Here is a 21681-nt window from a genome sequence, read left to right on the forward strand (position 1 = left end):
CTACAATACGCCTATTTGAATGACAATAGACTTAATTTGTCGTTTGACGAGAAAGAATAGCGAATCGTGAGCGCATGTTGTTTTGTCAATAGTCTTTTTAACGCATTATTCCTACCATAGTCGATTAACTTTTTCTAAGACAACTATCCAAGGTTAGTATTCTTGCTGATGGATTCAGGAAAGTTTTTTTGAATGATAAAGCACCTCGGTCTCCGAGGTGCTTGCAAATCTGCGATTTACGAACCCGTATAGCTGATCATTTGTACCCAGTCTGTATTCAGGACGTTGCTGCTTCCGGTCGTTATGCGGCACCACCCCAGTACGATATATCGACTTCCACTTGTCCCTTTGACAGAGGGGGCTGTATTTTCTATTCGGTCTCCAGCCGTCCATCTGCCTGTAGTTGGCATCGCGGTTCCCAGCATCCGCCTCTGCCCGTTCACGATAATCCCTTTGTAAATGATACCGTTTACGTTGATACAGGTAGTTGTCCCGTTTTCATCGACGTAAGTGCCCGTACTGTTGTTACTGTAAGAGACGTAGCTGTTGCCGTTTGTCGGAAGTTGGCACAAATTGAACATCGCGTCTGCCCCGTTTTGCACAATGTGATTAAAGTTGTTGGTAGTCGAAAAGGTGTACGTTGGGTCGGATGGATCGGAGGTTTGATAGTTGGGGAAACGGCAAGCATTAAACACGACGCTCGAGGATCCGGTTACGAAGATGATAGCGGACGTCCCTCTGCTGACTGGTGCACCCAGGAGATAGTAGGAGTTAAACGTGTTTACCACAGCACTCGTATTCTCGAAATAAAGAACATCGCCCTTGATATCCTCGGCACCGCACCCGTTCAGTGTGATCCCGTTGCATTTCTTAAAGGAATAGGCGCGGGCCGTTCCTGTGTCCACGTGATCGACTCCGCAGCTGGTAAAGGTCGAGTAGTTCAGGAGGGTGATATCGAACCCCACTTGAGCCGTGTTCGCCCAAACGTTTGTTGCATTCAACGTTGTACCCGTTCCGTTATTGCTACCGTCATCTTTCCAGCAGAGGGCAGAAACACAGTCCCTGGCGAAGAATTTATCAATCTTCGTCATCCATGAATCATACGTAAAGAAACCGTAATCGCAGTAGTAGGTTTGGATATTGCTGAGGGTAGCGTGGGTCGTTCGAGGAGCGAAAATACCGTATCGCACTCTTTGGGGGGCAGTGGAGTAAAGCGTCAAATTAGTAAGCGAGGTATTGTAATTCGTTGTATTTTCACCGTGGTCTACGAGGAAGAAGGCGTCGACATTGTAATCGTCGATAACGGCACTGCCTCGCGATTTCCGCGTTTTGACTCCATAGGTTGTATTGGTTGTCTTTTCGATGATGGTGCACGGAACAAACGTGAATTTGCCTGTGTAAATATCATCCAAAACAACGGAGGAAATGGAGGTTCCTTCGAGGACGATCCCTTGTGGTGGCAGCAGGATTGGTTTGCGAATCTTAAACCTTTGTATGGGGAATAAAACGATCCCCTGGATATTCGATTCAAAGCCGTTAGAACTGTTACTAGCTTTTTGGGACACGTCGTTGACAGCTCTCTGGATAGCGTCTGACCAGTCTTCAGTCGACGTCCCTACATTTAATGCATATTGCTTGTAATCCGTAATGGAAACAACATACGGTTGCGGAGTTAAAATACTCATCAACCTACCTTCCCTTCTTTTCGTGGAGTGGACCTGCTATACGATATGCAAAGCCAGAATTTTAGCCACGGCTTTTCCCATTTTCCGCAGAATCCTACCCATCAAAAGACGAGCTGACCTCCCTGTTTTCTCAGGTGTCAGCTCGTTAAATGGCAGCTACCTGCACATGCGTTTAGGAATGCTGGCTTTGACCATGCAGGACCTCCTCAATCTGCTTCTTGATCCGTGCTCGCTCCTCAGCAGATACGACATAATAGTAGATCCCGTTGATCATCTGGCCTTGGCCGCTAATCCTGAGCACATTCACTTGATCAAGTGCACTTTTGTAGTGGAACATGAGATTCTTCATGTCCTCAAAGGTCAGATTGGTTTTGACACTGGCACCAATATCGGCCAGCACTTTATCCAATTTGTTGACCGTGCTAATTTCCTTGGCTTTGGTCATCAATTGCTCCACGATCAGTTGCTGCCTTTTATTTCGTCCTAAATCCCCTTCCGGATCATCATGCCGCATGCGTGCATAAGCCAGAGCCATTTTTCCATCCAGGGAAATCTTCCCTTTGCCAAAGTGATACCCCTCATAGCTAAAAGCTCGCGCGTTGTCCACCTGGACTCCTCCGAGTGAGTCGATGATGTTGAGAAAGCCTTCCATATCGACCTTTACGTAATAATCGATTGGGATACCCAAAAAGCTCTCGACTGTACGGACTGTCGCGGACATCCCTCCAAATGCATAAGCATGATTGATTTTGTCCTGCCGGCCTACATCCGATAGCTGCGTACGTGTGTCACGGGGTATGCTGAACATCAGGGTCTGCTTCAATGTAGGATTGCTCACAAGATATATGATGGTATCGGAACGACCCGCATCAGTCCCTCGCTTGTCAACACCAAACAACAGGATGGACACTGCCTTGTTTTCCGGCTGCACCTCTTCCTTTTGCTCTTTTGGCTCAGCGGAAGACGCCTGAATCTGTGGCGGCGGACTTGGAGAAGTCGTGTCTGATGCAGAGGAGACGTCAGGCAGGGGCTCGTAAATCGCTTTGGCTGTTTCCTCCATGTTTTTGTACAGGTCATAAAAATACCAGGACACGGCTCCAGCACCTGCTAACAAGAGAATGAGTAACATTCGCATGAATCTTTTCATGAGCTAGCTCTCCTACTCCAGTCATCGGACATTTCCTCTACTCCTAGCCTATTACGCCTCCGCTTGACTTTTGACTCGCGTCATAAATTTCACATTTGCTGCTGGCAGCTTCCTGAACCCGCGTACAAAAAACAGCGATCTTGATTGATCGCTGTATCTTGGTGTCTTTCTTTATCCGATAACCTGTAAATTCGGGTTATATCGTTTTACATACTGGTAAATGTCTTCCCCGCACAATTGGGCTTGGGTCGGATTCACCGATTGCTTCGCCCAGTGCGTCGCCAGCTCCTCCCGTCCTCGCTCCAGCCGCTTGCGGGCAACGTCAGGAAGCGTCAGAACATGTGGCACCAAGACTTGCAGATACCACTTTCCTTCATGCTCTTCTGAGACGTCTATCTCCAGCTCGATATCATTGCTCTCAAATTCAAACAAATGCGTAAACAGTGACTCTCTCTCAGGTGTATTAAGGGGAGAAATATCAAGGTGTACTACGCTCAAATAATATTCGTCGTTAAACAGAACGATCTCCTGGTCAATCGCTTGGTATTTTTTCGTCACCTGATTCATACGGCCTCCTGTCTAATGGCATCTCATATCCCCTAGGTTACTATTTTATGAAATATTTAGTCAATTGCCATTTTGTATAAAAATTTCACATGGGGACTGGACAGAAGGCAGTGAGAGCATCAGGGTGGGGACGGGAGTTTTTCTATCAAACCAGCAAAGGCGTCAAGCCAAATGCAAAGATCGCTACGGTCACAATCCGCATCCCCATGCCGACCAGTGCGGCAGTCAGCGCCTCCCGAGGCGAAAGGTCGGAATTGGCAGACCAGATCGCCGGGATTTGTCCAAACACGTCGGAGAGCGGAAGACCGGATGCCGCCAGGACGAAAGCCCCCACCACCAACCTGGGATCAATGGTTGCTGCCATCTCCTTCAGTTGGGCCATCGCCAAGGTCGGAGACGCCATGATCGCCGTAATCCCTGTCTTGGGCTCTACGCCGATCCAACTGAGCCCTGCTGATAGTGCACTCTCAATCCCTTGCCATATCCCTGCGTAATCGAGCAGCCCGATGATCCCGAAGATCACTGCGGCTGCCGGTATGACCAGAAGAAACAGCAGCTCTGCGCCTTCCTTTGCCCCGTTGAACAGGGTGGTAAAAAAGGGTGTGCTCGGAGTGAATGAGGGCAAATCGTGAAACGACACCGACTTCGTGTCCCGGTAGATGGTCCGGCTCAATACAAAAGGCACTACGACGAGCGGGGCGAAAATAGCCAGAAACACGACAGGAAATGCCTCGATACCGGCAATAGACAAACAGATGAGACCGAGCATAAAACAGGAAAATGACTGCTGCGACTGCACCATCGTGGCGATGGCGATCTTTTGCTCGTCCTTCGTGGCACCCGCCCGCTTCAGAATCGGACCGCCAATCCTTCCAGCAGCGTTGATATCGCCGAGAATATTATAGATGCCAGGAATAACGACGGACGGGTTTACGCGGATCCGCTCTGTGATCGGAACAAAGATTCGCATCAGTGCATCGGTAAAGCCTAAACGCTCCAGCATTCTGCCGGTCATCACGCTCAGGATGATAGCCACACCAACCGTCCCCATCAAAAACACGTCGACTACAATCGGCTTCACCTTGTTTAGCATGGCAGTAAACGCGTCTCCTAGCACACTCGGTTGAAAAATCAAGAGCGCCGTGACTGCCACGACCAGTCCCAGTCCCACCCATTCCATCGGGCTCCATGCCCTTTTTTGTGCTTCCTGCTGCAGCGAATAGACGCTTTCCAATTGCTCCTGCGGTTTTGCCATTTCCATATCCCCCTTTATTGGTGATTTGATTCGCTACACATTCACTTTTTTGACGAGGTAATGATCGGCCATCTTCTCTGCGTATTCCCGGATTCGCTCTCCCCCCATTTCTCTTAGCGGAATGGATGTCACCCGCTCTCGGAACACAACCACCTCCACTTCAGGCAGGAGCTTTTCGAGAGCATAAGCCAGAGGAAGGCCGTTCTCCAAAATCTCTAGGACATGACAGTTCCCAATGACAAACCGCAGCCCCAAACGCTCCGCCTCGCGAACCAATTCACTGTCGCTCCGAACACGGCTGATGGACGCGAGCACGGTGTCGATCTCCGGGAACTGCTCCTTTGCCTGACGCAAATGAGACGGAGAAAAGCCAGTGTGAGGGAAGATGTGCAGCACGTGTTTCACGGGACTTTCTCTGCTCCCAAGCACGATTCGCCCCTGTGTCACCAGTGTCGCCTCGATCGCCGATGAGCTTCCGCGAATCTCCCGCTCCATCTTCAGCAGCTCCTTCTCCTGCTCCAATCCCATGTACGAATCCAGCCGCTGAAGGATATCGCCCAAAACCCTTATCTCTGGGAGCACGGTACCGACAAACAGCACATTCCCTTCCACTCCGCCGTAATGAATGTCGGCGTACCGGACCTGATGGCCATGCAAAAACGCTATGCCAGGGTGCAGTCCATGAAAGGCCTCATGCAGCTCCAGCACTGCCAAGCCGGAGAGACTCAAGTAGTTTTTCAGCGTCACTCCTCCTGAACTGGCGGCGTCAGCAATCGGGTGGTGCGCGACGATCGCGTCTACTCCGGTAGCGGCAGCCAACTCGATGTCGTGCTCGGAGAGGGTCATCGCCACCGCCAGTTTTTTCACTTTACGATCTGGGTCGCCCCAGACAAGACCGGGACTCTCCTGCACCCTTTTTCCGCTAATCCCCGAATCCTTCCAGATGGCAAAGGAATGCTCAGAATTGGAGTCGCTCACCCTTCCCCCCGAAAGTTTGTCCAGTGCGATCACTACATCTGAAATGGTTGTCATCTTGCTTTCCTCCCGTTATGGAAAATAAAAATAGCCGGCAGTACCAAACAAACAGGAAAGGGAAAAAAACCCAACCCTGCTTATTTGCGTACTGACGGCCGTCCTGCACTCTCATCGAGATCATTCTACCAGTCAGCTTTGCCTTTGGAGGTACGTCTCCACATTCTGATCGAGTACGACTACGGTTGCCGACAGCTCGGTTTCCGGGTCGTAGTCCTTTAGAATAGAGACCACCTTGATTTCATACTTCACTTCCAGACGTTCTTTCAACAGCACTTTAAACTCGTCGATCAAGAGAATATCCATCATCCGTGTGAGTTCCCGATTTTTCTCGTCGACTGAGCGAATTGCTGGGACACGCCGATGGTAGGTCATGAACAAAATCCTGTCCCCTACAAAATCGACGCGCAGCCGTTTGACTCCGATTTGAAACAGCTGCAGATTCACTTCGTTGTAGACCTTCGTCAATTCTTGCTTAAACTGTCCTGCGCTGAGTACAAGCGGATTCATAGACCGCACCCCGTATGCTGCTAGTTTCAGAAAGTTATTCATTACTATAATGGACAGACCGAAACTTGTCAATATTATGACAATGATTAATATTCCGAATTGTTTTTTGTGCTTTGATCGAACAAAAAGAACAGGGAAACCGCTCTTCGGCGATTTCCCTGCGTTATGCTGCTCCATACTACTACACCAGCGTAGACCCTTCTACAACCGCTTGCGCATCTTCGCGTGTGATCAATACCGCACGGGCTTTTCCCCCGCTTTGACCTGCCACGTAGCCGTCTGCCTCCATCATCTCGATCAGACGGGCTGCGCGGTTGTAGCCGACGCGGAATCTGCGCTGCAGGCCGGAAGCCGATGCCTGACCCTGCTCTGCTACAAATACGAGGGCTTCCAGATAAAGCGGATCATCCCCGGCATCGAACGATTGAACCTGCTGCTCCAGATCTTCCTTGCTGAAAATGTAAGATGGCTTTCTTTGTTTTTTGATGACTTGCGTGATTCGTTCAATCTCATCATCGGAGACGAAGTTCCCTTGCAGACGGACAGGAGTCGTGCCGCTTTCCAGGAAGAGCATGTCTCCTCGTCCCAAGAGTCGTTCTGCACCGGACTGGTCGAGAATCGTCCGGGAGTCCACTTGGGAGAATACCGCAAACGCCAGTCTCGTAGGCACATTTGCCTTGATGTTCCCCGTAATGACATCCACGGACGGACGCTGCGTCGCGAGCAACAGATGAATACCGCAAGCTCGAGCTTTTTGGGCGATCCGGATAATGCAATCCTCCACATCCTGCGGAGACACCATCATCAGGTCTGCCAGCTCGTCGATGACGATGACGATGTACGGCAGCGTATCATCCGTCGTCTGGTTGTAGCGGTCGATATCTCGGACCCCTGCATCCACGAAGAGCGCGTAACGCTTCTCCATTTCCTCCACCGCCCATTTGAGAGCAGCCGTCGCTTGCTTCGCTTCGGTAACGACCGGCGTCACCAGATGCGGCAGGTGATTGTAAGGAGCGAGCTCCACCATTTTCGGGTCGATCAGGAGCAAGCGGACTTGCTCCGGTGTTGCCTTGTACAACAGGCTGACGATGATCGAGTTGATACAAACGCTTTTTCCTGATCCGGTCGAACCGGCGATCAAACCGTGCGGCATTTTCTTGATGTCGGCGACGATCGGCTCGCCTCCGATGTCCATGCCCAAAGCGACTGCCAATGGGGAGCTGTGCTCCTGGAATTTGTCAGAGCCGATGATCGTGCTGATCATGACCGGACGGCTGGACAGGTTCGGCACTTCGATCCCGATCGCATTTCGTCCAGGAATCGGTGCCTCGATCCGGATGTCCTTGGCTGCCAGATTGAGCTTGATGTCATCGACCAATCCGGTAATCTTGTTCACTTTCACACCCGGTGCTGGCTGCAGCTCAAAGCGCGTCACGGACGGCCCTTTGACGATCCCGACCACTTGGGCGCTCACATTGAAGTTGGACAGCGTCTCTTCGAGCAACAGCTTTTGCAGCTGAGTATGCTCATCATCGTCATCGCTCGGGATCGGGCTCGGATTTAACAGATCCAGCTGAGGCAAGCTGTACGCTGGCTCTTCTTCTTTTGCCGGAATGACAGGCTCTGCCGGATCATTGGCGGATGGCGTGGCCGCCGCGGCCGGCTCAGGCGCCAACGGTTGGCGGATCGGCAAATCCAGCTCCTGAACCTTTGGCATATCCGCTTCTGCACGCTCCAATAGGCGGGTCAATGCAGGCTTGTAGGCTGCTTCTTCCACCGCATCGGAAGCTCCCTGAGAGACATTCGCTGCCGGGGACTCGGCAGTAAGATCATCGAGGTCTTCTGCAACGGCTGGAGGTTCTTCTGCAGCTGATAGAGGTTCTTCCGTATGGATATTGGACTCTTCCCGTTCTGATGGCTCATCACCATCCACCTGGTACTGCACAGCTTCCTCCTCGGTGAAGGAACTGATCACAGGCGATGGAAGAGGGTCATGTGTGTCCCCAGTTGCGATAACCGCCTCTTGCTCTGAATCCGGCTCGGGCGCGGAGTGTTCCTGAACTGACTCTGGCCCCGGGATCGACGATTGCTCCTGCGCCGATTCCTCCTCGGATACTTCCACGAGCTCCCGTTCGGCTGCTGACTCCAGAGCTGTTTTTGGCTCCTGTATTTCGGCTGGTTCCTGAACAGATTCATGGGCAGATTCATGGGCAGTTTCCGGCCCTGCTTCTTCTCCTACTGGCTCTTCCATTCCCTCTATTTTGGTTCCCTCGGCCTCTACTTCCTCAGCCATATCGGGGGCTTCTGCTTGGTCGCAGCTTTCAGCCGGGGTGTTCCCATCTCCAAGCGCAAGGGACTCCGTTGAAGATTCCAATCCCATCGCTAGCGGCTGCTTCGTGTCATTTCCCACTTCGGCATGCGCCGTAGCTGCTTCTTGCTTCAGTCCTCTGCCAATGGCGCTCCACCCGAACTCGTCCTGCTCGCTAGCACCGTCGCGCTGCTCCTGCTTCTCATCAGAAAGCACTGGGGCCTCATGATGGACGAACGATTCACTCGCGGCTGCTACTTCATCTTCCACGATCGCCGCAGGTTCTTCGACCGGCAAGGAGACAGCCGCTTTTGGCTCCACAGCTGCTGGCACAATCTCCTCCATAGCTGGTGCTCCTGCGGTGATTCCGCCTTCTTTTTCAAGGTTTCGCTGCTGTTCCCATTGCTTCAGCTGGTTGAGATGCTCTTCCTGCTCGAGACGTGGATACACGATCCCTGAAGTCGTGTGGATCCGATGCTCCTCTTCCCGCGTAGAAGACGTAATTTTGCCGTAGACGGGAGAGACGATCTCGGATGGCTTGTACACCTTTTTGGCGTCCTCCGCCTGACGGGGGCGAACAGGCTGCTCCGCGCGCGGCTCGGTTGGACGAACGGCTCGCTCGATTGGCTTGTCCGGCACTGCCTGAGGCTTCTGCTGCTTTCTCGGTGTTTCTATATTCCTGCCAGTGAAGGTTGCAGGACTACTCTCACGGACGGTAGAGCCCGTATCACGCGCCGTGCCTTGCTGACGCTCTCGCACAGACACCGCATCGTCCGCCTGCTTTTCTTTTCGTTTTCTTTCCGGATATTCATCAGGAACGACGGGAAAGCGAAAATGCCGCTCTTTTTCCTGTCGAAACTCGTCCCCAGACCTCGTGTATGCCCGCTCTTTCGGGTAGATGCTCTTTGTTTTCGCCTGGAGCTGACGGGGAGCTGATTGAACGGGGGGACGTACATCATTGTCTATCCGTTGCTCTTCTTCGCCCTGAAAAAAACTCATCAGCTTTTGAAGCCACGACCACATGCTGCCAACGCCCTTTCTTTCGCTTACCATCTTTACCCTCTCATCTTACCATGAATCACTCAGGAATTATGCGAGATTGTGATTTTTTTCCGTTTTTGCGAAACCTTTTTCCAATTCTTGCGTAATACAGAGAGGGACTGAAAAAGATACATAGGGGAGGAACAGCACATGTGGAAAAAAGGAAGCGCCCTGCTCGTTGCGGGGATGCTGGTGCTGACTGGATGTTCTGGTGAAGCATCTTTGGTACGCGATTCTATCGTAGCTTCTATCGAAAAGCCAAACTACGATTATCAAGGGACATTGAAGCTGACAGGTGACGTCGATAAGCTGCCGGCAGCATTCGGCGAAACCGAAACGGACAAAGAAGATGCTGCCGTGTTTGCAGCACTCAAAGCTGGCGTGACGATGAAAGGCTCCCAGCTTGACCTGAAAAATACAAAAGTAGCGTTTGAGGTAAACGACGACAAATTGCTTCGCGATAACAAGCTCTGGGCTGGCGACAAAAAGGCATCTGTCGAACTGATCGTAGCGGGTGACAATTTCTATGCGAAATCGCCGCTCGACAGCAAATACCTGAAAGTCAGCGCGGATACAACCGCTCTAGGCGGCTTTGGCGGATCCGATGCGGACCCTGCCAAACTGAAAGAGTATCAAGACAAAATGAACGACCTCACCATCAACTTCATGAAAAAATACATCGCGAAATACGGCTACACGCTGTCCAACGCGAAAAACCTGGGCGTAGAGACCGTCTCCCTGCCTAACGGCGAAAAGGTACAGGCCACTCACATCAACATCAAGATCGACGCCAAAGAATTGGTGAAAATGTTCTTCTTCACTGCAAATGATGCAGTAGCAAGCAAGGATGTGAAAAACTTTGCCATCGACATGATGGTTCTCGCCACCTCCCTCGAGGAAGAGATGAACCCTGAATTGGGCAAAACGACTGAAGCCGAAAAACGCAAGCTGGCAGAAACCACTGTAACGGAAGGAATCAAGTCCGCAAAAGAATGGCTTGATGAAACCACCAAAGTCTACACGCCTGAGAAAGTGGTGGAAGAACTGAAGAAGGAAGGCTTCCACGGCCTCGCCTGGAACCTCGACTTCTACATCGACAGCGCGAAAATGCCCGTGCACCAAAAGAGCGAGCTGAGCGTCACTTTCCAAACGGATGACCTGAGCCAGCCTCTGACTGTTGGTCTGGCTGCCGATCAATACGTATACAACTTCGGTAAAGCTACCAAGTATGACATCCCTGCGAAGGATGCTGGTTTGACTGTAGAGCAGCTTTATGAAGATGAAAAAGCAATCAACAACTTCAGCGACAAAGGCTTCATGCGCCCAATCGCAGAAAGCTTGCTGGAGCAGCACAAATGGCAAGTGGAATGGGAAGAAGAGCTGGAAGACGCTGATGCGACTGCTGAACCAGTAGCCCCTTAATACATGTGAAGACACAGCACACACCCATACGTGTCCTCTCACCATGAAGAAAAGCCCCGTTGAATGCGGGGCTTTTTGTTTTGCATGCTAGTAAAAAAGGCTAACCCTCACCATAGCTGCGGTGTGGGTAGCCCCTTGCCTACTGCTAGATAATCCCTTTTTGCCTCAAGTAATCGATAACCACCTGAACCGATTCCTCGACAGACAGCTCTCCGCTCTCAATCACCAGCTCCGGCGATGCAGGCTCCTCGTACGGAGACGAGATCCCCGTAAACTGACCGATTTCCCCGGCCCTCGCCTTTTGGTACAGGCCTTTCACATCACGGCGCTCGCATTCTTCCAGCGGGCACTTGACATAGACCTCTACGAACTCTCCGTCTTCTACCAGGCTGCGCGCCAGGTCGCGATCCTCCTGGAATGGAGAAATAAAGGCAGTCAGCGTGATGACGCCAGCGTCTACAAACAGCTTTGCCACTTCCCCGATTCGGCGAATGTTTTCTTTACGATCCTCTGCCCCAAAGCCCAATCCTCGGTTGAGCCCATGCCGGATATTATCGCCATCCAGCACGTAGCTGGCTAGTCCTCGCTGATGCAGCTCATATTCTACTGCATTGGCCAAGGTCGACTTTCCTGCACCTGACAGACCCGTGAACCAGATGACGCAGCTTTTATGCCCAGCCCGTTTTTGCCGCTCCTCTTTGTTCACGGTAGCCGCGTGCCATACGATGTTGGCGGTCAACTCTCTCGACATTCTGCACCCCTCCTTTCACCTTCAGACGGAAACGGTCTGTAAACCTTCGATCAGAACCCGAGCTACTTCATGGCGGCTGAATTCCGGCGGCGGCGCTTCCCCTCTCGACAGCATTTCTCTCACTTTGGTACCAGACAGGGCGACGTGGTGCTCGGCATCATGCGGGCACGTCTTGTTTGACGCCATGTTTCCGCACGTCCGGCAGTAAAAGCTGTTCTCAAAGAACAACGGTGTGATCCCCAGCTCCTCTGGCGTAAAGTTGCGGAATATGTGCTGCGCATCGTACGTCCCATAATAGTTGCCGACTCCAGCATGGTCCCGCCCAACGATAAAGTGCGTGCAGCCGTAGTTTTTCCGCACCATGGCGTGGAAAATGGCTTCACGAGGACCTGCATAGCGCATGGCAGCCGGGAACACAGCCAGTTGGACGCGCTTGGCAGGGTAGTATTTCTCCAGCAGGACCTGGTAGCTTTTCATCCGGACATCTGCCGGGATATCGTCTGCTTTCGTCTCACCCACGAGCGGGTTGAGGAACAGGCCATCTACGATTTCCAGAGCAGATTTCTGAATGTACTCATGCGCACGGTGCACCGGATTGCGCGTCTGGAAGCCAACGATCGTCTTCCAGCCCTTTTCAGCAAACCGTTCTCTCGTCTCGGCAGGATCGTAATGATGGCTGGCGAATTCCCCTTTGTCCGTTCGCTTCACGAGGATGATGGGGCCACCGAGATATACGTTTGGACGCTCGAGCAGCTTCTTCACGCCAGGATGGTTCACATCCTCCGTCCCATACACTTCACGCGCCTCTGCCGCTTTATCCGGCTGATAGATGTCTGAGATCGTGAGCAGGCCGTACACGGCGTCCTGGTGAACGAGGCGCACCTGTTCACCCACCTGCAGCCCACCAGCCACGGCCTCCGTTACCGGAAGCGTGATGGGAATGCTCCATACCGTACCGTCAGCCAGTCTCATCCGCGTCACGACGGACTCGTAGTCACGACGATCCAAAAATCCTGTGATCGGGCTGTATGCGCCGATGGCGATCAGCTCCAGATCGGACAGGGCAAAAGCGTCCAGCTCCACCGCTTTTGTCGCCTGCGTCAGATCTGCCTTTGGATCGTAACGATTGATCAGGATCCCTCCATGTGGCGTGCTTCCACTCATTGCTTCCACTCCTCATCCGTGTTAGTATCGTCGTATTTCCCTTATTTCGCCAAGTGAAGTCCGCACTCCGTTTTGCCAGAATGACCCGCCCATCTGCCAGCGCGGGAATCCTCCCCTGGCGCTACCGCACGGGTGCACGGCGCACAGCCGATGCTCGGATAGTTTTGATCGTGCAGCGTATTGTAGGGCAGCTCGAAAATGCGTATGTACTGCCACACCTCTTCTGACTTCCAGTGAATCAGCGGACAAATTTTCAAGGATTCAAACTTCTCGTCGCGGTTGACGAACTGGACCTGCGCGCGAGTCGGCGATTGCTCTCTGCGCAGACCGGACATCCAGGCCACAGCTCCGCGGAGTGCCTGATCCATGGGCTCTACCTTGCGGATCTGACAGCACAGATCCGGCTGACGGAGCCACAGCTCATCCCCGTGAGCAGCTGCCTGCTCGGCAAGTGTCAGCTCTGGTTCCCGTACGGAGATGTTCAGGAAGGGATATCGCTCACGCACTCTCTCAATCAAATCGTACGTTTGCTGAAAATGCAGATGCGTATCCAGGAACACGATCCGGGCATCCTTTTTCACATCGCTGATCATATCGATGAGCACCATGGCTTCCGCTCCAAAGCTGCAGGAATAGACCAAATCGTCCTGAAATGTCTGGTACGCCCATTTGATGACATCGAGGGTGTCCCCCTTGCCCAATTCCTGATTGATGACCGCGAGACGTTCATCTGATGCCGTTCTATAATTCCAGTTGCTCATATGCCCCCTCCTTGATCATTGATCGAACTATTTTCCCTGCGAATGAGACGAATCAGCCCTACGAAGCCCAGCGTCGCTACAAAAACACTGATCAGCACAACCAGCATGTACAGGTCCGAGCGCAGGAACACGTGCACGAAGGCAAAGGATACAACCAGCGAAGAAACGGGAGAGACAATCCAGACCATCAGGATCTGCTTGATAATCCCTTTTTGCCATAGCTTCAAGCCGTTTTCCGCCGTCCCCACTCCGAGAATGGCGCAGGTCGTTGCTTGCGTGAGCGGGACGGGTATGCCAAATATGGATGCCACGATGACCAAGGTCCCTCCGGTGGCCGACACCGCACTGCCCTGAAGCAGGGAGAGCGACGTAATTTTCTTCCCGTTTGTCTCCAACACTTTTCCACCCAGCAAAAGACAACCGATGGCTACTGCGACTCCACCCAGCCAGATGCCGGATGTCGTGCTCATCAAGCCTGCCCCCACCAAAGGACCAACCGCATTCGCCACATTGTTCATTCCTGCGGAAAAGGCTTCATAGACGCCACACGCAACCAGCAGCCAACGAAGCCAACGTTCACTTGCGGTGCCCGGTCTTTGCAAGTCGGGGTAGCGGTGGTCGACCCGATGGATCAGCTTCCCTATGAAATAGGCGCCGAAAAAGGCAGCGGCTGGCACGAGTATCCAAAAGCTCACGATGATGAGCAGTTTGACGAGATAGATCGATTGATAGGCAAGGCCGACTCCCACGATGGACCCGACCGTTACTTCACTCGTCGAGAGCGGTACGCCCAGCAGATTAGCTCCAAACAAGGTGATCGTAGCCGAAGCCAATACGATGACGACCGTCTCCACGATCATCAATTGGGACGGAATGATACCGCCACTGATGGTTTTGACGACTTCCCCGCCGCCTATGACCGCACCGAGAAACGCCGCTACGGCTACCAGCACCATCGCGATCCGCTTGTTCCGAACCGCACCACTCCCATAAGCTGCTCCCATCGAAGCGGCGGTTCCGCTTGCTCCGATATTCATGGCAAAAAACAAGGCGATAGCAATCGCGACATAACTCCATCCCACGGGATCAACCACCTCCCAACACGCCCGTCTGAAAATTACGAACAGAGGCTTCGCCTGATATATTTCGTTGCTCGAGTGCTTCTGCAAGATGCTCCGCCTGCTCACACTCGATTCTCTCGATCCATCCGAGCTCTCTTGCCCGCTCGCCCGTATCCGCACCTACACAAACGAGCCGCTTGCTTCTCCCATCCGGGCCGGCAAACTGTGCCAATGCTTCCAAGGCGCATGCGTCGTCGGCAGCAAACCAGTCAAAAGAATCGGGATGGAACCACTCCGCTGCCGGATGCGAACTGTCCCACTGCAGATCACCTCCCTGCACCGCATGAATCAAACTGCCATGTGCATGCCGCATGGCGGCGCTCGGACCACGGCTCACATGGAGGATTCTCTCTCCTTTGTTCAGATGCAAGACGTGCGGAAGCGCAGACGAAACAACGGGGGCTTCGAGTACTAGCTGCGGGTATAGGCCCTTCTGCTCGAGGGCGAGTGCTGCCGCCCGATCACCCCCTACGATTTTGGCTTGGAGCTGGCGCAGATCGAATCGTCTTGCCGCAAGCTCCCGGAAAAAGAACTGCACCTGCAGCTCGCCATCCAATACAAGCCACTCATACGCAAAAAAGTCGTTTGGAAATCCATGCCCTTCCGCCTCGTGTGAAGCGAGCGGAGGTTGGACCAGTGGAATCGGCCAGACTTCAGCGCCGAGCTGCTCCAATACACGCTCCAGGGACCGGCCCCGTGAAGCGACCGCGACTCTTTTCCCAAACAGCGGTTTGCTGTCGTACCAACGAAGAGACTCACGCAGTCGAACGACTTCGCCGACCACGATGATCGCCGGCGCTTGAAAACCAGCTTTCGCCGCCGCTTGATCAATCGTCTCCAGCCTGCCTTCCAGCGTTTCCTGCTTCCCGAGGGTGCCCCATCGCACGAGGGCGACGGGCGTGTCCGGGCTTTTTCCATGGCGGAGCAGCTGCCCTCGAATGTGCGGAAGATTTTTCACTCCCATGTAGATGACCAGTGTCTCCACTGATGCCAGAGCCCGCCAGTCCGGTTCTTTACCGGCATTTTTCTCGCATAAATGGCCCGTCACAAATGCGACCGATGAGTTGTACTCCCGATGCGTGAGCGGAATGCCTGCATAAAGGGGGGCCGCCATGCCGGAGGTGATTCCCGGAATGATTTCGAACGGGATACCGTGGTCCCGGCACATCTGCGCCTCTTCCCCGACTCGTCCGAACATGCTCGGATCGCCTCCTTTCAGCCGCACGACGATCTGCCCCTTTTGCGCTTCACGAACTAGGAGCAGGTTGATCTCGTCTTGAGGCAGCGTGTGCCGATCGGCTTCCTTCCCGCAGTAAACCAACCGCGCCTCTTGTCTGACGTGTGCCAGAAGCAGCGGATTGGCCAGGCGGTCATAGACCACGACGTCCGCTCGCTGGAGAGCCTCCATTCCTTTGATCGTCAATAATTTGGGGTCACCAGGTCCTGCCCCGACAAACAAGACGCTGCCTGTCTTCATCGTGATCGCTCCCTTGCTGCCAGTTCTTTTGTGCCACACGCCCAATCCCCTATTCGAAGCGGGATGTCTCGATGACGTATCCTACACCCTGCCTGCCGATCGGCTTCTTTTCCACCAGGCTTAGCTCCTTGATCACCGGCGGTGCCACTGTATGCCGCAGGATGTTGTTTTCCGCTGTGATAAATGCCCTCTCGTCTGACTTTGCGAGGACGACGGCTGTCAGCAGCCGCCCTCCCTCCAGTACAGCCTCCAGTTTGTACAAAAAGCTTTCCGCTTGCTCTTCCGCCATGGGGCTTCCCTCTTTTCTGATATGATCGTGCGTTTGATTAAGCGGTTTGCAAAATCGAATCCACCTGTGCCTGGATTTTTTCCAGACCGACCCGTTCTACGTAACGCCAGTACTGCTCTCCATCCAGACGATCCTCTTTGTAGAGGGTGATCAGTTGAGCAAGGAACGGCCCCAGCATGTCAACGGTAATGCGGGCGTTCAGCTTGCGGTTGAATTGCGCTTCTTCCAGCGTGCCTCCTACGTGGATGTCAAAGGCCTCGACCATTCCCGCAGGTGTTTTGACCAACGCTCCCTGGAGCCCGATATCCGCGATTTGCCGCTGTCCGCACGAGTTCGGGCAGCCAATCATGTGGATGCGCAGAGGTGTATCGAGCGTCACGGTGTCGTCGAGGTAGAGCGCGAGTGAACGCATCCGTTCTTTTGTCTCGACAATGGCCAGGTTGCAATACTCTGTGCCTGTGCAGGAGACGGCATAGCCCACAAATGTGTTCGGTTTGAGCTTGAAGCGGTTGACGATGATCGGTTCTGCCTGGAATGCTGCTACCCTATCCTGCGGAATGTTGCGAATCAGCACATTTTGCGTGTTGCACGTACCGATGGTTCCATCGCCGTACTCATCCGCGAGGCGCGCAAGCTCTACCAGCTCGCCGGCATTCATGCGCCCTACCGGTACGGATAGCCCTGCGTAGTAGAGTCCCTTTTGCTGCTGCTCGTGAATGCCGTAGAAATACCCGCCATTCCAGCCTTTCAAGAGGTCCTCGCCCTGCGTTTCCAGTTCTCCGACGAGATGGATCAGCTCTTCTTTAAACTTCTCCGCTCCCCAGTCGGCGACGAGGAACTTCAGGCGTGCGTGGGTCCTCTTTTGACGGTAGCCGAAGTCACGGAACAGTGTGGTGACACCTTCCGCCACTTTGACCACTTCTTCAGGACGGCAGAACACGTCGAGCTTTTTCGCCAGATGAGGCTTCGCCGACAATCCTCCTCCTACCCACACATGGAAGCCGATGACTTCCTCGCCTTCGATCGTCTTCTTCGCTGGGGTGAAGGCCAGGTCGTTGATTTGCGCGTGGGCAGCATTGTGAATATTGGCGGAAATCGAAATTTTATATTTGCGAGGGAGGTTGGAAAACTCCCGATTCAACAGGAAAAACTTCTCCAGCTGGTTTACGAGTGGGCGCGTATCCAGCACTTCATGCGGATCAATGCCTGCCAACGGGTTGCCCATGATTGTCCGCGGGCAGTCTCCACAAGCCTCAAAGGAAGAGAGCCCTACGGAAGCGAGACGCTCGAAAATGTCTGCCAGCGACTCTACCGTGAGCCAGTGAAACTGGACAGCCTGCCGGGTGGTTACATCGACCAGGTCACGTCCGTAATCTTCAGCGATTTTGGCCAGCACGCGAGCCTGCTCGCTGTTCAGGATGCCTCCGGGGATGCGCACCCGCATCATGAAATGTCCATCCTTTGGTCGCTGCTGATAGACGCCGGCCCATTTGAAACGGTCCATATCAGAAGATTCGATCGATTGGAAACCTTCTTTGGAATAGGTGTTTACGATCGTCTCGATGACGTCCAGTCCGTCCTTCTCCAGCTTGGTGAGCTCCATCTTGTTCAGAGATGGATCATCTGCCCATTTCCACTGTTTTCTCTCTGCCATTTGCATACACGCTCCTTTTGGTAAAGTGGTCGGTTACGATTGCCGCCCGTACCGATTGATTGATCCATTCGGCCATCAGCGGGTGTGGAAGGTACGCACTTCCGTCATAGCGATAGTCCATGCCCTCCAGCCTTTGCGGAATGGCCTTGCGCGTGAAATACCCCGTACTTACGAAAAGCGGCACGACGACAAGCTCTCCTTTGTCTGCCAGCATCTGGGCTTGTTCACGCAAGGTATCTGGCCGCAAGGTGCCGTAGCCGGCGGCAGCAAAGCCAAACCGGTTTTGCAGTCGGAGAGTCATGCGGTGCAGCAGTCTCACCCACCTCGCTTGGCCACCTTCCCTCTCATTCCCGTGCCCTACCAGCAGCAAAGCCTGCGCATGCGGATGATGGGCAAGTTCCTGCACGCGGTTTGCGACGATCTGCTCGACGACGGGGTGATCCTCCAGCGGAGAACACCACACGATCCTTGCCCGTACGGCGATCCGCGGTATCTCGATGTCCTCCCGCAGCCATGGATCCGAGGACAATCCCAGCATGGTGCGAATTTCGCCCACGTGTGAGCTCCCTGCGGTAACAAAGAGGGGGATCACGATAATCCGCTTGGCACCCGACTCCTCCAGACGTTTCCACTCCTGCTCGATACTGCGGCCTTCGACTCCACCGAGGAATGCAACCCGAATGGGCAAGTCAATTTGACACTGCCGAACCGCCGATTCTACCAACTCCAGCCATTTTGGATCAGGTGAACCGTGTGCAATTAACAGAACCGCGGTTTCTCCCACCGGATTTCCCTCCTGTCCACCTAATAAAATAAATCATATGCGTTTACTCGGAATTATAGATGGGTTCAATTACCCCGTCAACCAAAAAATGATATTTCCTTTCTGTATAGAATCGGCGAAATTTTATTCCGTCGATGACGAATGACAAAAAGACGAAAACCGCCAAGCATCCGCTTAACGGTTTTCGTCTTTACGATCTTTGTCCGCTTTTTCTTCCCTTGAGCGACGGTACAGCACATCGATCGTCTCTCGCAGCGTTTCGTATTCCTTTTCCGTCAACTGGTCGATATCCTGAATGTGCCGCACAGCCTGCTTTTTTAATTCCTGCGTCAGCCGGTCCTGCTCTTTCCCCGGCCTGGCATCGTGCAGTTCTGTCCAATGCGTGGCGAAATTCGCTGTGAGCGCCCCGAGCATGCCGATCCCGGTAAGCATCAATATCGTCGCCATGATTCTGCCGCCTGGCGTTACGGGCGAAATGTCTCCGTACCCAACCGTCGTCGTCGTCACGACCGACCACCACAGCGCATCGCCAAAGCTTTGGATATTGTCGTTGACGCCATATTCGAGCAAATAGATGGCAAGGGAGCTCCAGATCATGATCATCGACACGACACCGAATACGCGGCGCATCGAAGGAGATTGAACGATGCTCCACAGAAACGGTGACGCACGCAGAATACGGATCAGCCGCATAATGCGCATGAAGCGGGCCAAATAAAAATAATGATCCAATGGAATCATGGCGATCAGATCAAACCAGTTGCTGATGACAAACCTCTTCTTGTCTTTGGCTCTCCACAAACGAATGAGGTACTCCACGACCAAAAAGACGATGAGAAAAAGGTCCACCTGGTTCATCAATTCGTCCGTCAGCAAGGGATGAACGGAAAAATCGGCTGACAAAAGGATCGCATAGGTAATTACGAGCATGATGACAAAGATTTCATACAACACGCGCCAAAACACAAAGACTCCTCCCGAGGGCAAGCACCTGATGACCAGGTCTTCAGTAGCTGATGAGTGCAGCCATCAGCAAACCTGCCGCGATGCTCAGCCTCGAAGCGAAGATCCCGACCGATACGTTCCCGTTCGGAATTTCCGATACCACTTTAAATGGGGTGATCCATTCAAACAAATAGAAGACCAGCACTTGAAAAATCATCCCGACGACTCCCCAAATGGCGAGATCCCACAGACTCACGGAATGATACACAGCAGAAGCAAGCACAATCGCAAGACCGATGATCTTCCCGCCCAAATCATGAGCGGCCGCTTTGGCTGCTGCCATCTTCTTCGGATCGTCCGTCTGCGAGCCGTTCTTGATAAGCTCGAACTCCTTGTAAGGGGTCGTCAGTACGAAGACGAAAATGCCAATCGCTAAAATAGGAATCGTCACAACCAAATACGATAAAAAGTTCAGGATGTAACCAAATTGTGAATCCACGTCGTTCCCTCTCCTCTCGCTATCCTTTGATCCCTACCGGCAAGTAGTAGGACATGTTGTTGGTAATGGGTCCTCCGACACGGGCGACGATCGCGGACGGCTCTCCTCCGATCAAAAAGGAGCCCCACAGCAATCTTCCGTCATAGGCACCCGCTTCCGTGTTGACCGTTATTTTCGGAAGCTCCACCCGCTTTTGATAAATCATTTGCTGTTCCCAGTAGCTGTCCTCCTGATCTTTCTCCGCGATACCGCCATCCGCGTCAAATAGGACGACTCCTCCGCCCTCACGCCCAAACACAGGCTTGGTGACGTAGTCTGTCCGGCCCAAAAAACGGTTCTCGAAATAGGTCGGAAGCATGTACCTGGCTATGGTGTCGCGCTCCTCATCGTGAAAAAACTGACCCTGCTCGTGCAAATTCCAGATCAATGCCTGAAGGGCTTTGGTCTGAATCAGAAAAGCGCTCGGCGGGTTGATGATGGCGAGCTTGCGATCGGCTATGAGCGAGAGGACGTGAGCCCCTGTCTGGTAGCCTTCTTCGTCCTGCTCCTCAGCGAGCTTTTCCAAGGCGTGCAAGCGATAAAGCACATCGACGGGCTGCATCTCTTGACCGTCCAGCACGTACAGGCGATCGTTCCAGACACGCAGGTGTTCCAGCGGGGAAAACCTTGCCTGAAGACCTGACTCGCGCAGCAAATACAGTGTGGTTCCTTTGTCCTCTTCGTGCCAGTCCAGCGAACTGAACCAGATTTTCTCCGTCGGATATCCCCGCCGGCGGTAGGCTTCGATCACATTGCCAAAGGCACGCGCAAGCTGCGTGTTCATTCCCTCGTTGGGATCCTGACGATCAAAAAAGCGGCAGGCGCGCCCGTTTACGCAAAAGGCCTCTACAATCCCCGTAGGTGTATCGCTGTTGTATTCAAGCATTTTGAAGCCTTCATCGGTCTGGGCAAAATCAAAGCGCCCTATGATCGTGGGCATGTTCTGGGAAACGACGGTGCGGACTGCTGCCAGCGCCTGGCTTGGCACGCCCAATTCGAGAAGGAGTGCATCTTCTGCCTGCTGGAGCACCGGCACCACTTTCGCAAAAAGGCGGCCCAGCCTCTCGGTCGCATCTGCCAGCTCCCGGCGAAATTCCCGCGTAATGAGATGGATGTCAGCCAGGGCGTACTCTTCCCCGTACATCCTGTCCCACGTAAACACGCCTTCCTCGCGCATCGGACCGTACAGCTGCTCGCGGCTCGTCTTCATCGGATCTGCCATGTTCGCCG

Annotated in this window: 19 protein-coding genes; 1 reads left to right on the forward strand and 18 read right to left on the reverse strand. The window is 53.3% G+C overall.

The features are described 5' to 3' along the window. Positions 1–236 precede the first annotated feature (236 nt). The 7 genes from JNE38_RS22245 to JNE38_RS22275 all read right to left on the reverse strand — a co-directional run bounded on the left by JNE38_RS22245 (position 237) and on the right by JNE38_RS22275 (position 9557). Positions 237–1685: a hypothetical protein gene (locus JNE38_RS22245; protein WP_203353311.1), complete on the reverse strand. Its 1449-nt coding sequence runs from the start codon at positions 1683–1685 to the stop codon at positions 237–239. 172 nt (positions 1686–1857) lie between these two features. Continuing rightward, the gene (locus tag JNE38_RS22250; RefSeq protein WP_203353312.1) at positions 1858–2832 is read right to left on the reverse strand and encodes an LCP family glycopolymer transferase; all 975 of its coding nucleotides are present in this window, start codon (positions 2830–2832) and stop codon (positions 1858–1860) included. Positions 2833–3003: 171 nt separating this feature from the next. After that, on the reverse strand, positions 3004–3399 hold the full coding sequence (locus JNE38_RS22255; RefSeq protein WP_203353313.1) for a hypothetical protein: 396 nt from the start codon (positions 3397–3399) through the stop codon (positions 3004–3006). A 145-nt stretch (positions 3400–3544) separates the two neighbouring features. Beyond that, positions 3545–4654: a hypothetical protein gene (locus JNE38_RS22260; RefSeq protein WP_203353314.1), complete on the reverse strand. Its 1110-nt coding sequence runs from the start codon at positions 4652–4654 to the stop codon at positions 3545–3547. A 33-nt stretch (positions 4655–4687) separates the two neighbouring features. Beyond that, positions 4688–5686: a Nif3-like dinuclear metal center hexameric protein gene (locus JNE38_RS22265; protein WP_203353315.1), complete on the reverse strand. Its 999-nt coding sequence runs from the start codon at positions 5684–5686 to the stop codon at positions 4688–4690. Positions 5687–5818: 132 nt separating this feature from the next. Then, the gene (locus tag JNE38_RS22270; RefSeq protein ID WP_203353316.1) at positions 5819–6196 is read right to left on the reverse strand and encodes a Na-translocating system protein MpsC family protein; all 378 of its coding nucleotides are present in this window, start codon (positions 6194–6196) and stop codon (positions 5819–5821) included. A gap of 181 nt (positions 6197–6377) precedes the next feature. Continuing rightward, positions 6378–9557, reverse strand: coding sequence for a DNA translocase FtsK (locus JNE38_RS22275; RefSeq protein WP_238933418.1), 3180 nt, complete (start codon positions 9555–9557; stop codon positions 6378–6380). 138 nt (positions 9558–9695) lie between these two features. Here JNE38_RS22275 and JNE38_RS22280 point away from each other — a divergent pair, with 138 nt between their 5' ends. After that, positions 9696–10967 (forward strand): hypothetical protein, encoded by a 1272-nt coding sequence (locus JNE38_RS22280; RefSeq protein WP_203353317.1) that lies wholly within the window; start codon positions 9696–9698, stop codon positions 10965–10967. Between the two features lie 145 nt (positions 10968–11112). Here JNE38_RS22280 and cysC read toward each other — a convergent pair whose 3' ends face one another. From cysC to JNE38_RS22335, 11 genes are all read right to left on the reverse strand, one after another. Next, positions 11113–11718: an adenylyl-sulfate kinase gene (gene cysC / locus JNE38_RS22285; protein WP_203353318.1), complete on the reverse strand. Its 606-nt coding sequence runs from the start codon at positions 11716–11718 to the stop codon at positions 11113–11115. 21 nt (positions 11719–11739) lie between these two features. Beyond that, the gene (gene sat / locus JNE38_RS22290; protein ID WP_203353319.1) at positions 11740–12882 is read right to left on the reverse strand and encodes a sulfate adenylyltransferase; all 1143 of its coding nucleotides are present in this window, start codon (positions 12880–12882) and stop codon (positions 11740–11742) included. 41 nt (positions 12883–12923) lie between these two features. Further along, complete coding sequence (locus JNE38_RS22295; RefSeq protein WP_203353320.1) at positions 12924–13643, reverse strand: phosphoadenylyl-sulfate reductase; 720 nt, start codon at positions 13641–13643, stop codon at positions 12924–12926. Next, positions 13640–14725 (reverse strand): sulfate permease, encoded by a 1086-nt coding sequence (locus JNE38_RS22300; RefSeq protein ID WP_275296596.1) that lies wholly within the window; start codon positions 14723–14725, stop codon positions 13640–13642. Before JNE38_RS22300 ends, JNE38_RS22295 begins: the two co-directional genes overlap by 4 nt. Positions 14726–14729: 4 nt before the next feature. Then, a complete protein-coding gene (gene cobA, locus JNE38_RS22305; RefSeq protein WP_238933419.1) occupies positions 14730–16280 on the reverse strand; it encodes a uroporphyrinogen-III C-methyltransferase in 1551 nt (516 codons plus the stop codon). A 10-nt stretch (positions 16281–16290) separates the two neighbouring features. Beyond that, positions 16291–16530, reverse strand: coding sequence for a DUF3906 family protein (locus JNE38_RS22310; RefSeq protein WP_203353321.1), 240 nt, complete (start codon positions 16528–16530; stop codon positions 16291–16293). A gap of 37 nt (positions 16531–16567) precedes the next feature. Beyond that, entirely contained in the window at positions 16568–18184 is a 1617-nt protein-coding gene (locus tag JNE38_RS22315) for a nitrite/sulfite reductase (RefSeq protein WP_203353322.1), read from the reverse strand. After that, positions 18150–18968 (reverse strand): sirohydrochlorin chelatase, encoded by an 819-nt coding sequence (locus JNE38_RS22320; protein ID WP_203353323.1) that lies wholly within the window; start codon positions 18966–18968, stop codon positions 18150–18152. Before JNE38_RS22320 ends, JNE38_RS22315 begins: the two co-directional genes overlap by 35 nt. A 174-nt stretch (positions 18969–19142) precedes the next feature. Further along, a complete protein-coding gene (locus JNE38_RS22325; protein WP_203353324.1) occupies positions 19143–19934 on the reverse strand; it encodes an ion transporter in 792 nt (263 codons plus the stop codon). Between the two features lie 40 nt (positions 19935–19974). Further along, positions 19975–20412: a DUF350 domain-containing protein gene (locus JNE38_RS22330; RefSeq protein WP_203353325.1), complete on the reverse strand. Its 438-nt coding sequence runs from the start codon at positions 20410–20412 to the stop codon at positions 19975–19977. 19 nt (positions 20413–20431) lie between these two features. Then, positions 20432–21673, reverse strand: coding sequence for a glutathionylspermidine synthase family protein (locus JNE38_RS22335; RefSeq protein WP_238933420.1), 1242 nt, complete (start codon positions 21671–21673; stop codon positions 20432–20434). Between the last annotated feature and the right edge of the window lie 8 nt (positions 21674–21681).

The organism is Brevibacillus choshinensis, from assembly GCF_016811915.1.
Taxonomy (GTDB): domain Bacteria; phylum Bacillota; class Bacilli; order Brevibacillales; family Brevibacillaceae; genus Brevibacillus; species Brevibacillus choshinensis_A.